Consider the following 15177-nt stretch of genomic DNA (forward strand, 5'->3'; position numbering starts at 1 on the left):
GATTGACCAGCGGTTATCTCATCTCTATACTCCGCGGCCATTGCCCTGATGGCGGAATTGGTAGACGCGGCGGATTCAAAATCCGTTTTCGAAAGGAGTGGGAGTTCGAGTCTCCCTCGGGGCACCATGTATATATGTCCAGCGGTCCCTACCAGACCCTGAACACCAGAGAAACCGGCCTTGTAGCCGGTTTTTTTGTGCCTACGATTCCCAGCGGTTCCCTTGTAAGCCCGGTTTTATGTGAGTAGATTTGTGAGTAGATCGAGTTCGGTCCATATTTCTACTCACATTACGACCGCCAAGAGGCAACCGCCGTGGCTCTCACCGACACCGCTGCTCGCACCGCCAAGCCCCGCGACAAACTCTACCGGCTGACCGACGCTGCAGGCTTGTGCCTGGAAGTCACCCCCGGCGGCTCGAAACTCTGGCGATTCCGCTACCGCTTCGGCGGCAAAGCAAAAATGATGGGGTTGGGTGCATACCCCTCTGTCACTTTGGCCAAGGCCAGGGAGCGCCGCGAGGATGCTCGCCGCCTGCTGGCCGATGGTATCGACCCCACCACTCACAAGCAGGACGAGAAACGCGCTCAAGCCGCACACGTCCACACCTTCGAAGAACTGGCCCGCGAGTGGTACGCCTACAACTCTCCGCGCTGGGCGCCCGCCACTGCCGCCAAGGCGCTGCAATACCTGGAGGCCGACATTCTCTCGGTTATAGGTCCGCGCCCACTGCAAGAGATCACCCGGCCCGAGCTGGTCGCCCTGGTGCGCAAAGTCGAGACTCGCGGCGCGCTTAATGTTGCCGGGAAGGTTCGCCAGTGGCTGAGTCAGATATTCCGATACGGCCTGGCAAAGGGTTCGGTTGAGTCAAATCCCGCGACCGATCTGGACGTGGTAGCGGCCATCGCCCCGAGGACGAAGAACCACCCGCACGTGCCGCTTTCGGAGATTCCCGCGCTGCTGGGAAAACTGGATGCTGCCAAGTGCGACGTGATGACCCGCATCGCTGTGCGCTTGCTACTGCTGACTGGCGTTCGCCCTGGTGAGTTGCGCCATGCGCCTTGGGATGAGTTCGACCTGGAGTCGGCAACCTGGACAATTCCCGCCGCCCGGATGAAAGCCCGCCGACCGCACATAGTGCCCCTGCCCCGTCAAGCTGTGGCCACGCTGCTGGAACTCAAGGAAATAACCGGCAGTTATCCCATCGCCTTCCCTGGGCGCAATAACCGCGAACGACCACAGTCGGAGAACACCGTGAATAAGGCCCTACACCAGATCGGCTATGAAGGTCGGCAGACCGGCCACGGATTCCGCCACCTGCTGAGTACCGAGCTGAACAGTCGCGGCTATAACCGGGACTGGATCGAGCGCCAGCTTGCCCACGGCGACCAGGACGAGATCCGCGACACCTATAACCACGCTCATTACCTTCCGCAACGTCGCCAGATGATGCAGGAATGGGCTGACTCAGTAGAGGCGCTATGCACTGGCGCGAATGTAGTAGCGATCAGGAGCGTAAAAAGTTGAGTAAGCTTTGCCATTATCTACGGCATATCGACTTGAAAGCAGTCTACGAGCAACTTCCGGATTACACGCCCTTTTGGAGTGGCGAGACTCCCTTAGCCAATATACAGCCACAGTTCCGTGACACGCTGGCTGAATGGTTTGATGGTATTGCAGAAGCTGTTTTTGACGACCTATTTGGTCAGCCTTGGGAAGAATTTCGGCCAATCGATGTCGCGATTGAAGTAGGAGACTTCATAGAGCGTTCACTTGACGAACTAGAAATTAATTACGCGCTCGAAACAGGGAGTTTCAAAGAAGGCCAATTTGAGGAGGAGGAAGATACTTGTGACAAGTTCCTGCCTCGTACCGGCGAATCCACGAGAGAGGTATTAGATACTTTTTCGGTCATGGTTCTGACAAAGTCTTACGACAACGCCGACTATTGGCAGCTAAGCGGTCTACTTATTTACCAGTACGACTACCTATGCTGGCTTCACAAAGAAGAATCTTTTAACGAAGCCTTCGAAATGTGCGAATACATCGCGCGGACAAGATGCAAAATCCAGAACATTATCTCCGTTGGATTCGATAAAAAATACAGCTCAACGGCGGCATCCCAACGAGCAAAAAAAGCTGCAACACAGCGCCATGCCCCAAGTAACGAGATAAAAGCACAGCTGCTGGCAGAATGGGATAAAGATTCCGGTGAGTACAAAAGCCGTGCGGACTTTTGTCGCGTCGTCGGGCGCATATCAGGGATCAAAGAACGAACGCTTGGCGAATGGATTGCCAAACACGAAAAAAGTAAATGAACTGATTACGGTCTGCGCCGCAAACTGTACGGTCTGCCTCGCAAACTGTACGGTCTGCTCCGCACACCGGACTGCCAAGAAATGCCCTTGACCTGCAACATCCCTAGCCATCCCCAGCACGCCTTAGGAGGCGCACGGAATGGCTACTCAAGAAACCCGCCGCTTTATCCGCATCAAAGAAGTCCTGTCGATCACATCCCTGAGTCAGTCAGAGCTGTATCGCCGCATCAAGGCCGGCACGTTCCCTGCTCAGGTGAAGTTGGCGCCAGGTCATGTCGTTTGGGTGCAATCCGAGGTCGATACCTGGGTTGCTGAGCGCATTGCTGAAGCTCGCGCCGAGGCTGCGTAATGGGTGCCCTTTTCATCATTCGTGCCCTTTTTTCCCATTCGTGCCCATACCCAAGGCTGGGCACGAGTGAGGGCACGAGGGCACGAATGGATAAATTTCCGGTTGCTACTGGCAGCTTTCACGGCTATCGTTCGCCTGTCGCTGCCAAATCAGCGACCGACCTTGGCGGGTCGACCAGTAGACGGCGCGACAGCGCCCCCATTACGATTGCAGGCGCTTTTTTTGTGCCCGCATCATTGCGTTATGGCGGGTTGCGTAGGAGCACCTTAGGGTGCGCCGGGCTCCGTTTACCCCGGTCCGCCAATCCTATGCAACTCGCCACCCTTATCTGCTTGGCGGCAGAACGCGGTGGCTCCAGTGAAGTAAACGGAGCTACACCCATGAAGCAAGCCCTCATTCCGTCCGCAATTCGCGCCCTCGCTCACCGCCGCATGGCCTTAAGCGCCCTCCGCGCAAACTCGTCCCTATCTGTACGCTTGAAACGCTACAACCACCACATGGATCAGGCCCGCGCCCTGGAAGCGCAAGGCGGTGTCCAATGAACAGCCTCCCAGTAATCTTGCTGCTTGAAGGCGAGATCATGCGCGACGTGCACATCAGCCCCGAAAAAATGGCTCGAATGAATGATGCTCGCGCCACATTCAAAGAACTACGTTCAATCCTCATGTTCCAGGTTATTCCAGAGCTTGGCGGGTTCAATAATCCGATAGCGAGCGAACTTGAGCGTCGTCTTGAATCCATAATTTTCGACAGTGATAACTTCCTTTATCTACATCGTTACTCTGGCGCGGCGCCTGCCGCTGTAACCGTCGGGGGTGTCGTATGAACACCAAGGACACCATTACTAATATCGCCAATGAAGCCGTTGATCAATTGGAAGTAGCAAGCGAATACCTCGCCTGGTTTGATTCATTGAGTTTCGCTATTAGCTCTTCACTCAAAAACGGCCATGAAAATCACGCGGTAAAACTTGCAAGCATTGCTCAGTACTTAGCGTCGGATTACCGAAGTATTGTTGAACAGGATGTTAAGACCTTCAACGATCGACTAATTGTAAATCGCGTAAGGGGCTAACCATGAATACTCAAAACGGCGCACCTGCGCTGGCGGGTTCGGCTTGCCTGGATAAAGTACTTAGCTGCCTCGACAAAGTTAAACCGGCTGGCGCCAATAAGTGGAAAGCGTGTTGCCCTGCGCATAACGACAAGAACCCGAGCTTGGCAATTACCGAGACTTCGAAGGGAACAATTCTGCTCAAGTGCTGGGTCGGTTGTACCGCTCAAAGCATCGTGTCGGCGATGGGACTGGAGTTTCGAGATCTGTTCCCTGGCGAGAAACGCGAACGCCGCGGGCCCAGTGCGGCAGCCATAAAACATGAGCGGGCCGTTTACCTAATCGGAAAGTCACTGCTCGATGACGGCAAGTTGTCCGGCGACGATCTGCAGCGCTTCAACCTCGCTAAGCAGCGTCTGGGGGTCATATGAGCAACAAGGACAGATTTGCGGATCAGTGGACAAACCCAGTTACCCCGCTTCAAGTGGTTCCCTCTGTTTGGAAGGTCAACGCTGTCAGCGCAGCAAACATCAAGCCGGTGGCGATTCGCTGGCTATGGCCTGGCTGGTTGGCGAAGGGGAAGTTGCACATCCTGGCTGGCGCTGGCGGTACCGGGAAAACCACGCTGCTGATTAGCTTAATCGCAACCATCACCACGGGCGGGCGGTGGCCAGACGGTGAAATTTGCCAGGAGCGCGGCAACGTCCTGATTTGGTCGAGCGAAGACGACCCGGCAGACACGCTGGTGCCGCGTTTGATCGCTGCTGGTGCTGACGTAAGCCGGGTGCACATTATCCAAGGCCGCCTCAACGCCAAGGGTGAAGCTGACCCATTCGACCCATCGAACGATATCGGTTTGCTGCGTGACACCGTGCTCGAACTGGGCGGTGTGTCATTGCTGATGCTCGATCCGGTGGTCAGCGCCGTCAAAGGGGATATGCACAAGGCCAATGATGTTCGGCGCGGGCTGCAAGGTGTGGTGGATTTCGCCGAGGCCAATCTCTGTGCCGTAGTGGGAATTTCCCACTTCGCTAAAGGTGGCGCCGGTTCCTCGCCGGCGGATCGGGTAATCGGCTCCCAAGCATTCTCGGCGCTGGCGCGGACGGTGCTGGTGGCCGCCAAGCAACAAGACTCCGATGCCCGGGTGCTGGCGCGGGCCAAGTCCAATATCGGCACGGACGAGGGCGGCGTCTCTTACACGATTGAGCCCTGCACCATCGACGGCGACATTGAAACGACGCACGTTGCGTGGGGAGATCTGATCGAGGGCTCAGCCAGGGAGATTCTGGGGGACGTTGAGGGATCAGACGATGACACACGGATGGATGACGATGATCCATCAGAGGCACTGAAACGAATCCTCAAAGATGGGCCGATGACCGGCAAGCAAGTGAAAGGCTTGATGGCGGAAAACGGATACAGCGCGAAGCAGACTCGAACCGCTCGCGAAAAATTGTCAGTAGTGACAGCCAGAGAGGGTTTCGGAAAGGAGATTAAAACCCTTTGGTCGCTCCCACAGGCCACCGGTCCTTACTCGGCATTTCCTCCATTCGTGCCCTTGTGCCCTGACTCGTGCCCAGCCTTAGACATGGGCACGAATGGAGAAAAAGGGCACGAATGGGAGAAATCTGGCGATGGGGCACCAATGCCAAGCTTCGCAGAAGACGACGCGGAGGAAGTCTGATGGCCGCCCTCGCCTACCTGCTCAATCTTGGATTTTCGGCGAAATTGAGCGGAAAGCGTGTTCGGGTTTCGCCCGCAAGCAGGCTCAACGACCAGGTGCGGGCCTACATCAAGAATCACCGCCTCGAGCTGCTGGCTGAGCTGGCGTCGAATGATGGCATTGAGCGCCGTTGCCACTGGCAGGTCATGCGCTATGGCAAGCCGCTGTGCACGATGATCGGCGAGCCAATGACACGAGCGGAAGCCCTCGATGTGATCCGCTGGCGCTGGCCGGACGCTGACCTTGCATAGCCCCCAGGGGGATGGAGCGGATCTGCGCCATCCCTATCACCGCCCGGGTGTCGTTGCGAGGAACGACACCCTCCATTGGAGGAAACCTCCATCAGGGGTGTCCTCAGTTTTGAGGTCTCCCACCACCGGTGAAAGACGCCGTTTTAACGTTAACGACCCGTTAGAGCAGCGTTATCCATCGTTGGAGATGCATCCAAAACTGGTGACATCTCTATCGCTTGCTGGCGCTGGGCTGAAACACCAGCTCAGTAACGCTCGCACCGTTACCAATGCGTTAGCCGATGACCGAACCCATGAGTTTCAGGAGATGCCCTGAGATGTGAGGACATCTGCTCACATCTTGATGGCTCTGATTTGAGCGCATCAATTCCCTCAATTTGAGGAAATCGGGAAGCCCATTAGATCGGCAGAATTTTCTGCCTATCTGCTCACATCAAATTGAGGAATTAGATAAGCCGAGTTTTCGGCGCATCTCACAGGCTGGAGGGAGGTTGAAACAAGAACGCTGCATATCCGCTGTAGGCCACGACCTACAAGGGTTGCAGGCCGATAGCGAAACAACCATAGCGGAGGTGAGTTTAGCTAGATCGAACTGGGTAATTGCTACTTCACACCTTGACCGGCTTTAGATCGGGAGATTCTGGTAATCAGCTACAGCCCACGGAATACGTGGCTTTGAGTGCTATTCCAAAAACAACCATACGCGAGGTTTCAAAAATGAAACGCGACATAAAACTAATCCGCTCATTCGAGCGGTATCTGCGATCGGCCGGCGTTCCGCGTTCACTCGCCGTTCAATTTACAGGCTTGGTGCCGGATCACGTCGCGCGCCGGCTGTTGCCTTGGCACCTACGTTTCATGATTGCTTTGCGGGACTGGACCGCTAGAATAAGGTCATCGGAACGGCCAGTGGTCACCGATGCGACAACTCCAAAACCTAGGTCGGCGCGAGGCTGCCCTACGGTGAAAGAGGCCAGTTCCGGAGTGAATCCGGCGGGACGCGAAAGCAAACAACAGCGCGAGAGACACGCACCCAGCGTGGACAAGGCGCGTCCCCCATTTCGGAATAAAGGTCATCATCATGCTTAACGCTATGAGCAACAACGCCCGCCGTGAACTGAAAACCAAGAGCGGCGGCGATCAAATCGAGGACCTGATCCTCAAAGAGCTCCAGACCCGCGACGTTGAAATCAAGAATTTCAGCGAGAACGCAGTAAAAGAAATCACAGCCCTCAAAGACCGCCTGATTGACCTGGAGCAGAAAGGCCAGCGCCGTGGCGGCAACGCGCCAGCCGGTGGCGTTGACGCGGTCGGCAAGATGGCCGATGAGTTCACGAAGTCCGGCCAGTTCGCCGCAATGAAGTCTGGTGGCCCGACCACTGGCCGCGTCACCGTTGATAGTGTCAGCATCAAAGCGTTGACCAACGCCGGCCAGGGCATCACCGGATCCACCAGCTACTCCGCCACCGCCCAGCGTCAGCCAGGCCTGCACAACGATCCTCGCCGGGACCTCTCCCTGCTGGACTACCTGCCCTCCCTGCCCGCTACCACCAGCACTTTCGAGTATATGCAGCTCAAGGACTACGTGAACAACGCCACGGAGCAGGAGGAGGAAGGCCAGCAAAAGGCAGAAAGCAACATCGATGCCGAGCTGGAAACAGCGAACATTGCAACGATTGCCCACTTCACCCGGGCGTCCAAACAGGTGCTGGACGATACGCCAGCTCTGGGCCAGCAGATCGGCAACCTGCTGGACTATGGCCTGCTGGAAAAACTGGAAGCTCGTTTGATTGCCGGCCCAGGCGGCAAAGGCAAAATCAAAGGCTTGATCGGTTACGCGGTACCACACGTTGTCGTCGGCACTCTGTTACCGGTTGATGCGATTGGCCAGGCAGTGACCGCAATGAAGACCAGCGGTTGGCAAGCCCGACTGATCATCATGAACCCAAACGATTGGTTCAACATTTCCAGCGAGCGCGATGCGGACGGCCAATATGTGCTGGGCTCCCCTCGTGATCCAGCGCCAGCGGTTCTGTGGGGTGTGCCGCTGATCACTTCGGGCTCGATGCCAGCCGGTACCGTACTGCTGCTGGATACCAGCCAGGTCGCGATGCTCGACCGCGAGCAACCAACCCTGATGCTGAGCCGCGAAGACGGCAACAACTTCACCAGCAACATGGTCACCTTGCTGGCAGAGCTTCGCGCTGGTCTGGCTGTGTTCTCCACCGGCGCCGTACGCTCGGTCGATATCACTCCTGCCGCTGGCGGCTGATAGCACCTGGTGAAGCCTCGATCCTTATGCAGCAACTGCATTCGGATCGGGGCACTTACCACACCCCGTTGCCTGAGCTTCACACCACCGGTGGAGACATTAATGAATAACCCTGCCTACGACTACACGCGTCCTCAGCGTGCTCCCTTCCCTACTGAGCTGGCATCCATGATTGCCCGAAAGGCTTCGATCATGGCGAGTCGACTGGAAGATCAAGCCATACGATCGATGGTGCGCGATGCACAGCGCGCACTGGATCGAGGCGTTAAGGCAGAGGAAATAGCCCGAGAGATGGAGTTGACCGGGCAAAAAAGCAAAAACTTTTGAAAAAAACAGAACAAATCAGGCGAAACGATGTGAATCAGCCTCCAGGACAGGGGGCGGGTCCAAAGTCTAGAGCCTTTCGCTTCTAGACCGCGCCCTCAGCCTTTCTTTCACACCCGCGAAATTAAAAACTCAGGAGTGGCGATGTCACCCCATCAAATCCAGTTCACCCAGGCTTGTAAAACCACGGACTTTGACGCTGACCCAATCACCATTGGCGGCTACATCGCCTGGCACGTTCAGCACCTTCGAGACGGCGAAAAGGTAGACATCGAAGGCCCGTTTTTCACCGAGGCCGAAGCCAGAATCTCCGCTGACCTGATGCGCATCGAATATCCGGGCGCCCGCGCCTACCAGTCCGGATATTGCGCATCCTGGAACCCAGATGTGAATCGCGAAATAGCAATCCGAAACGAGGCCGTGGCCGCGCGCATGATTCTTGCGGGGCAACTCGGCATGGAAATTCCCACGGTAAGCGCCCCAGGCGCCCAGGAGTAGATCATGGCCATGGCCATCAGTTACGGCAGCAAAACAAGAATCCTGCTCAGCGGATCGGCCGCAAAGCTCTTCGGCAGAGAGCATATTTACGAATTGTCTAGCGGCAGTACCCGTGAAGCTGTGAAGGCTATCGATGTAAACCATCCCGGTTTCGCGAAGTATCTTGCCAATGCCAAGGCCCGCGGACTGGAATTCGCCGTCTTCCGGAATCGTCGAAACATCAGCGAGAAAGAACTGGGCCTGGGCAGAGCGAACGAGATTCGTATCGTCCCCGTGATACACGGCAGCAAGCGCGCCAGCATACTTCAAACCGTTCTCGGGGTGGTTCTGATTGCCGCGAGCTCAATCACGAACGGCGCGACCCTCGCACCTGGTATCGCAATGGTGGCCGGTGGCGTGATCCAGATGCTCAGCCCGCAGGCATCAGGCCTTAAGCAAAGCTCATCCCCCGAAAACGCACCGTCCTACGCCTTCGGTAGTGCCAAGAACACCACGGCCAGCGGTAACCCCATACCAATCTGCATTGGCGAGCGTCGATGGGGCGGCATCATCATTTCCGCTTCGATCTATGCTGAGGACAAGGTATAGAGATGCAGAACAGCCATGAAATTGATAACTCTCGAAGCGTGGGCATCCCGAAAATTCGAAACTGCCCCCAGCATGAACACGGTCAGGAGATGGGCCAGAGACGGGCTGCTCACCCCGCCTCCCACTAAGCATGGGCGCAGCTATTACATTGACCCTGATGCACTCTATGTCCCACATAAGCGATGCCGAGTGCCGAACGGGAATCTTGTTGAAAGAATACGGATCGCAAGGCAAGGCTGCCGGAATACTACGAAAAAAACGTAGTTTGCGTATCTGTCTCTGACAGCTCATAACAGGTTGCGCACTGTAATACCCATTTGCTTGCGTAATAATTCGGCGGCCGTACCAGCCTGGAGAGATACCGGAAAAGGCCACAGATTCAAATGTGAGTAGGATTGTGAGTAGCCAGCCACAACAAAAACTTGATAGCCTTTATCCACAAGCCCTGCAAGGCAAAGTTCGAGTCTCCCTCGGGCACCAAAATTAAGAAAGGTCTTGCTTAGCAAGGCCTTTTTTTCGCCTGCGATAAAGCGCCTGACACCCCACCGCCCTGTGTAGGAGCTGGCTTGAACTGCGATGCTTTTAATCCTGCCCTACAACGCCACCCGCACCGCCGGAACATTTCACAAGGATTCCCCCCCCCATGGAATTGCACCTGGAAACCGTCGCCCTCTTCTCCCTCAAACTGGCTTATGAATCGGAAGATTCAAGCCCGATCTTGCGTGACGATCTGGTCATGGGTGATTACCAGCGGGATGTGTTTGAGTTGTTGGTGCGGCGGGGGGATGTCGAGGCGATCCAGGCTAAGGTGGATGAGTGTGTCGGGTTAGCGCTGGAGGCGATTGGGGGTGTGGATAAGCCGTTGGGGCGGGAGCTGGGGAGGTTGGCAGGTGAATTTGGCAGCATTCAGACGATGGAGCAGCTTGATGCCCCGCTCGCTGCGCTCAAGGTTTATCTGAAAGAGATTCAGTGAACGAAGGTGGCCGAGATGAAAATTGGGAACGTACGAAAGCCAGACGGATGTTGGTCGCCACGTCTTTGCTCATAAAAAACCCGCCTCGATTTCAGCCCTCGTTACGAAGCGCTGCGCCAATCTAAAGATCGGCAAGACGCAGATCGCACCAGTGGCTACATTGAACCAAAATCTAAGAAATTTGCTCAACCCGATATGGCGCTTCGCCACGACTTGAGTTTACTCTAGTCATACGGGCAACCCAAAAGGCGAAGCTTTAGCTTAATAGCATTTAGAAAACTAACTACCAGATTAAACTCAAACAAATCAAAACGCTCACAATCTACATTTGAATTTTCGGACAAATACAGTTAATCATGGATAGATCTCGACGGCAATTAAACCAATCAACTAACCCACCAAGGCATAAACCTTACTTGCCTTATCAATTTCACATACAAAAAAACAAACTGGGGGTGGCGTATTTCTAGCAAAAATTTAATACCATACGAAAAATTGTATAATTCGGTGAGCCTCACCTCTGACTATCGATTTAATACTTATAGAAGATTAAATAGCTTAGAGGGAGCCTCCAATGTCGCCTTGATATTAGCCTCTACCGCACTAATCGTCGTATCATTTATCGTAGCCCTATACACTGGAAAACTTGGAAGAGAAGAAATATATATAACCATCGGCCAAAACTGCTTACCGATTATCATGTTAGCCCTATCTATCTTGGTTTCCGGAGCAAAATATGGTGCCCGATCAGAAAAAATCCACGACTGCGCTCAATCTCTTAATCACTTTAAGAAGCTTTTAAAGTTTGACATTGAAGATCACAACTTCTCACCTTCCTCTGATAACTTTAAAGAATACGCAAAACAATACGCCGAAATCATTGCAAAACATGAAAACCACAGCAAAGTAGACTTGAGCATCGAAAGTCTAAGAACAACAAAAAGCACTGGATTTTTGAAATTACTGCTGGAACTTGCCGCCGGACTGATAGGCCGCGGACTACTGTACTATCTTTACATATCAATCTCTGTAATGTCTGTGTTCTGGATGCTCTTGGGAATCTATCTAGCAATAAGAGGAGTAACACCTTGCTAGATCAGAACTTTACGGGGAAAAGCCTACTACGACTAACATCAATTAACGATATAATCAGATTTAAACTTGGTAGAAAGCGAAGCGAATACCTCGAAAAACTAGAATTAGTTGCAAAAAAAATTGTAGATGACGGCTGCGACTTCTCAGGACTTACCTTTTATGAGAAGAGAGGAAAAAAGATTTTTAAACCTTCCTCATTAGAAAGCGTTTACAGTCTGCGACGTGTTAATAAAATCCTAAGCAGAATATATAAAGTTAAACAGGCGGATCGCGACACCATCACCAAACAAATAAGCTCGTTAGTTTCAGATACTAGTCGCTACAGCATTGTAAAAGGTGATATCAAAGGCTTTTATGAGTCCATTCCAAGAGAGTCAGTCATAGCCAAGGTAGAGTCAAACCGAATCCTTTCATATCAAAACAGACGAATTGTAAAACAAGTTTTTTCTTGCCCGAGCGTATCTACTGCATCTGGACTACCAAGGGGAATCAGCATTAGCTCTTCCCTCTCAGAATTATACATAAGGGAGTTCGACAGATATGTCAGAGCGCTAGACGGTGTTTATTACTACGCCCGATACGTTGACGATTTTATTATTTTTTGCCACACAAAAACCGACAAACTACTCGAAAGCATTGAAAAACTCAAACAGCTAGATCTGACTTTAAACTATAAAAAAATAAAAACAATACATTCAGAAACGCTATCAAATAAGCACCCTGAGAATAATGGACATCTTAGCTTTCTCGGGTATGAACACTTTTTTGATAGCGATTCGTCGGTAAAAATCCGCATCTCACGCAACAGAGTCAGAAAAATAAAGACACGTATTGTTCTGTCATTTTTGGATTATGTGAGAAACAAGGACATATCCTTACTTTGCCTTCGACTAAAATTCATTACAGGAAATTATCTAATTCGTGAACCCTCACATCCCAATGAGAGTTCACAGGGCCTGATGGCGGGATTTTACTACAACAATAAAACATTATCAGACCTCCAGCAAATTAAAGAACTTGATAAATTCCTGATGAAACTTTGCCGTTCAAAACAGGGAAGTATATATAGAACAATTGGTGCTACTGACATGCGCTCTATCTGCATAGCAACTCAAGGCATTAGTTTTGACAAGGGATTCAACCAAAGAAAAGTTTACGAAATAGCAAAAAATGAATTCTCACAAATCAAAGATTGCTGGAAAAGAGAAAGCAACTATGAAAAATAGCAGTAAGGAAGGCCGACTAAAACGGGTATACAAGTCAAATTATCGCCGAGTCTTACTTACCGAAGTCCTCCCTTATGAAGTCCCTATACTCTTAACTAACGAAGGATTCTATTCAAGACCTGTAGAACTTCAAGACGAAGGATTTTTGAGCACTATATTGCGACCAGGTAAGGAAACCCATCCGTTTACATATAAAATCGTTAAAACCGCCTCGAGCTATAGAACGCTTCACCTTATTCACCCTTCCAGCCAACAAGACTTTATTAGTTTTTATAAAACTTATAGCAGTCTGCTGTGCGGGCTAACCTCTCGCAGTGAATTCAGCCTTCGCGCACCTGCGGAAGTAGCCGCCTGGTATTATGAGCCAGACAACTCCCTGCGGGACAACTCAGTGAAAGACGAAGGAGCTGAGGCTAATATAGATGATGCCATGGCCGTGCAATTTAAATACGCAAGCTCTTTCTTTCTATACAAAAAATATGCTTTTTTGTATAAATTTTATGATTCGTACGAGTTCCACCGACTAGAGAAAAAATTTAAAAAACTTCTCAAATTTGACATTTCAAAATGTTTTGACAACATCTCTACAAAGAGACTCGGCGAAGCAGTAAAGAACGAGATCTATCACAAGGAACATTTAGGAAAAATAAACTTTGAGAACAAATTTTCCAAACTAATGGAGTCGGCCAATTTTGGCCGTAACGATGGTCTAGTCATAGGCCCAGAATTCAGCAGAATTTTTGCCGAAATAATACTTCAAAACATAGACAATCGGGTTCTTCAGAAAGCCATCCAACACCAAGGCTCTTATGACGTCAGACGCTATGTCGATGATTATTTTCTATTTTATAACGATGATAAAGTTGGAGAACATATACTTAGCGAATTCCAAAACTCGTTGGAAAATGTAAAACTTTATCTAAATGAATCAAAAATTTCGCGCCATAAAGCACCATTTTTGACCGGCATCACAATGGCAAAGAAAGATATTCAGGATATATTCTCTGCGCTGTTTGATACATTTGACGAGTCAAAAAAAGGTGTAACCCCTGACATCGATGTACCTGAGAACGCAGATAGTCACTCTGACCAGCCTGAGGAAAAAATAACCTTTATAAAATACTTCAAGGGCCCAGGTGTAGTCGCAAACAGATTAATAAGAGATATCAAAGCGATAGTCAGAAGCAATGATATAGAATTTGAAACCATTACAGGTTACTTTTTCACTGTAATCAAAAACAAAATTCACGAAGTTTATGGATACAGTGCAACTTTGGATGATGCGCAACAAGAAAACGTACTAAAATTCTTGCTAGTAATTATTGACGTAACTTTCTTTGTTTACTCCATGGATGTTAGGGTTAGAAGCACATTCTTGGTCAGTCAAATCTCAATACTCTGCTGCAGAATCGCCAAACTGATGAAGCCAGTGTACGGAGATGAAATTGTAAAAAAAATACAAGACGAAATTACCTTTACAATGAAAAACAAACGAGCAGACAAGGTGTCCTCGGGAGTAGAGGTTATCAATCTTTTAATCGCGCTTAGAGAAATATCTGGAGAGGCCGATCTAGTTTCAGAAGATGACGTATCAAAATTTATATTCAATGAACCAACAGAAAACATCGGCAGCATCAACTACTTCCAGGTAATTTCCGTTTTATTTTACATAAAAAACAATCCGATTTATGAAAACCTAAAGCAAAAAATGAAGACCCTAGTTCTTTCTATATTATCCACTCAGAGAGCATCGGTTTATTCTGAGGCGTCTCACCTTTTACTTGACCTTGTGCGCTGCCCTTACCTAGATAGAGCATTTAAAGCAAAAATGATTATCAGCTCTTTTAGAACCGAATTTGGCAGAAATCCAACTTCATCAGAACTCAAGAAGCAGAAAAAATATATGGCGCTGCATGACTGGTTCGTAGACTGGAGTGAAGCAGGAATTAAGATTGAAAGACTGCTACAGAAAAAAGAGTTGAAAACTGCATACGAGTAGCAGCACAATGACATTGCAGGCGTGCTTACAGGTTAAGTGCAAAATACCCATGCGAGGACGTTTCTCCCATGATGATTCCGACATCTATGTCGGACACACACCAATGACTTTACCTCAGCGCCTGCCTCCCCCACTTACCTCGATAGCTACGCAGATTTTCGAGGTTGCAGTAAAGAAGTCCACACGATACCCTCCCCGCCGTCGCTGCCAATTCAGCGACCGGGTGTGGTAACCCGAGTTATTCAAGGCGCAACAGCGCCCCAATCACGTCATCAGGCGTTTTTTTTATGCCTGCGGCGTGAGTTATGGCGGCTGTGCGTGGGACGCCCTCGGGCGTGCCGGTTTCCTTGATTCCCGGTTTACCACCCTGCGCACAGCTGTCACCCATTCGTGTGGTAACGAAAGTGGCAGCTCCTCATATCAAGGAGTTGGATAATGCGCAGTATCAATCCGTTTGAAATTTGGCTTTCCCCTCTACGCAATTCCCAATCGCGTAACGCCCTCCGCCA

17 protein-coding genes and 1 tRNA gene are annotated in these 15177 nt (G+C 51.0%); all 18 read left to right on the plus strand.

The genetic code is table 11. The annotated features are described in order from the left end of the window. Window positions 1-42 precede the first annotated feature (42 nt). The 18 genes from ABVN21_RS18740 (at window position 43) to drt3b (ending at window position 14668) form a co-directional block, all read left to right on the plus strand. A tRNA-Leu gene (locus ABVN21_RS18740) sits at window positions 43-127 on the plus strand. 187 nt (window positions 128-314) lie between these two features. Further along, a complete protein-coding gene (locus tag ABVN21_RS18745; RefSeq protein WP_339553458.1) occupies window positions 315-1526 on the plus strand; it encodes an integrase arm-type DNA-binding domain-containing protein in 1212 nt (403 codons plus the stop codon). A gap of 32 nt (window positions 1527-1558) precedes the next feature. Beyond that, window positions 1559-2317 carry a hypothetical protein gene (locus ABVN21_RS18750; protein ID WP_339553456.1) on the plus strand — a complete coding sequence of 253 codons (759 nt, stop codon included), beginning with the start codon at window positions 1559-1561 and terminating at the stop codon, window positions 2315-2317. Window positions 2318-2456: 139 nt separating this feature from the next. Then, window positions 2457-2666 (plus strand): AlpA family phage regulatory protein, encoded by a 210-nt coding sequence (locus ABVN21_RS18755; RefSeq protein WP_339553455.1) that lies wholly within the window; start codon window positions 2457-2459, stop codon window positions 2664-2666. 538 nt (window positions 2667-3204) lie between these two features. Next, complete coding sequence (locus ABVN21_RS18760; RefSeq protein ID WP_339553454.1) at window positions 3205-3492, plus strand: hypothetical protein; 288 nt, start codon at window positions 3205-3207, stop codon at window positions 3490-3492. Continuing rightward, complete coding sequence (locus ABVN21_RS18765; RefSeq protein ID WP_339553453.1) at window positions 3489-3740, plus strand: hypothetical protein; 252 nt, start codon at window positions 3489-3491, stop codon at window positions 3738-3740. The genes ABVN21_RS18760 and ABVN21_RS18765 overlap by 4 nt, the downstream gene beginning before the upstream one ends. 2 nt (window positions 3741-3742) lie before the next feature. Beyond that, window positions 3743-4150: a virulence-associated protein E gene (locus ABVN21_RS18770; RefSeq protein ID WP_339553452.1), complete on the plus strand. Its 408-nt coding sequence runs from the start codon at window positions 3743-3745 to the stop codon at window positions 4148-4150. Further along, window positions 4147-5403 carry an AAA family ATPase gene (locus ABVN21_RS18775; RefSeq protein ID WP_339553451.1) on the plus strand — a complete coding sequence of 419 codons (1257 nt, stop codon included), beginning with the start codon at window positions 4147-4149 and terminating at the stop codon, window positions 5401-5403. Before ABVN21_RS18770 ends, ABVN21_RS18775 begins: the two co-directional genes overlap by 4 nt. Then, window positions 5403-5693, plus strand: coding sequence for a hypothetical protein (locus ABVN21_RS18780; RefSeq protein WP_339553450.1), 291 nt, complete (start codon window positions 5403-5405; stop codon window positions 5691-5693). Before ABVN21_RS18775 ends, ABVN21_RS18780 begins: the two co-directional genes overlap by 1 nt. A gap of 1081 nt (window positions 5694-6774) precedes the next feature. Then, a complete protein-coding gene (locus ABVN21_RS18785; protein WP_339553449.1) occupies window positions 6775-7965 on the plus strand; it encodes a phage major capsid protein in 1191 nt (396 codons plus the stop codon). Between the two features lie 102 nt (window positions 7966-8067). Then, window positions 8068-8292: a hypothetical protein gene (locus tag ABVN21_RS18790; RefSeq protein ID WP_339553448.1), complete on the plus strand. Its 225-nt coding sequence runs from the start codon at window positions 8068-8070 to the stop codon at window positions 8290-8292. Between the two features lie 141 nt (window positions 8293-8433). Next, window positions 8434-8787 carry a hypothetical protein gene (locus tag ABVN21_RS18795; protein ID WP_339553447.1) on the plus strand — a complete coding sequence of 118 codons (354 nt, stop codon included), beginning with the start codon at window positions 8434-8436 and terminating at the stop codon, window positions 8785-8787. Between the two features lie 3 nt (window positions 8788-8790). Continuing rightward, entirely contained in the window at window positions 8791-9375 is a 585-nt protein-coding gene (locus ABVN21_RS18800; RefSeq protein ID WP_339553446.1) for a tail assembly protein, read from the plus strand. A gap of 72 nt (window positions 9376-9447) precedes the next feature. After that, window positions 9448-9639, plus strand: coding sequence for an excisionase (locus ABVN21_RS18805; protein WP_353637253.1), 192 nt, complete (start codon window positions 9448-9450; stop codon window positions 9637-9639). Between the two features lie 379 nt (window positions 9640-10018). After that, entirely contained in the window at window positions 10019-10348 is a 330-nt protein-coding gene (locus ABVN21_RS18810; protein WP_339553444.1) for a hypothetical protein, read from the plus strand. A 507-nt stretch (window positions 10349-10855) separates the two neighbouring features. After that, the gene (locus ABVN21_RS18815) at window positions 10856-11443 is read left to right on the plus strand and encodes an SLATT domain-containing protein (RefSeq protein ID WP_353637209.1); all 588 of its coding nucleotides are present in this window, start codon (window positions 10856-10858) and stop codon (window positions 11441-11443) included. Further along, the gene (gene drt3a, locus ABVN21_RS18820; RefSeq protein WP_353637210.1) at window positions 11437-12669 is read left to right on the plus strand and encodes an antiviral reverse transcriptase Drt3a; all 1233 of its coding nucleotides are present in this window, start codon (window positions 11437-11439) and stop codon (window positions 12667-12669) included. Before ABVN21_RS18815 ends, drt3a begins: the two co-directional genes overlap by 7 nt. After that, a complete protein-coding gene (drt3b, locus tag ABVN21_RS18825) occupies window positions 12614-14668 on the plus strand; it encodes an antiviral reverse transcriptase Drt3b (protein ID WP_339553441.1) in 2055 nt (684 codons plus the stop codon). Before drt3a ends, drt3b begins: the two co-directional genes overlap by 56 nt. Window positions 14669-15177 lie beyond the last annotated feature (509 nt).

It is taken from the genome of Pseudomonas sp. MYb327, from assembly GCF_040438925.1.
Classification (GTDB): Bacteria; Pseudomonadota; Gammaproteobacteria; order Pseudomonadales; family Pseudomonadaceae; genus Aquipseudomonas.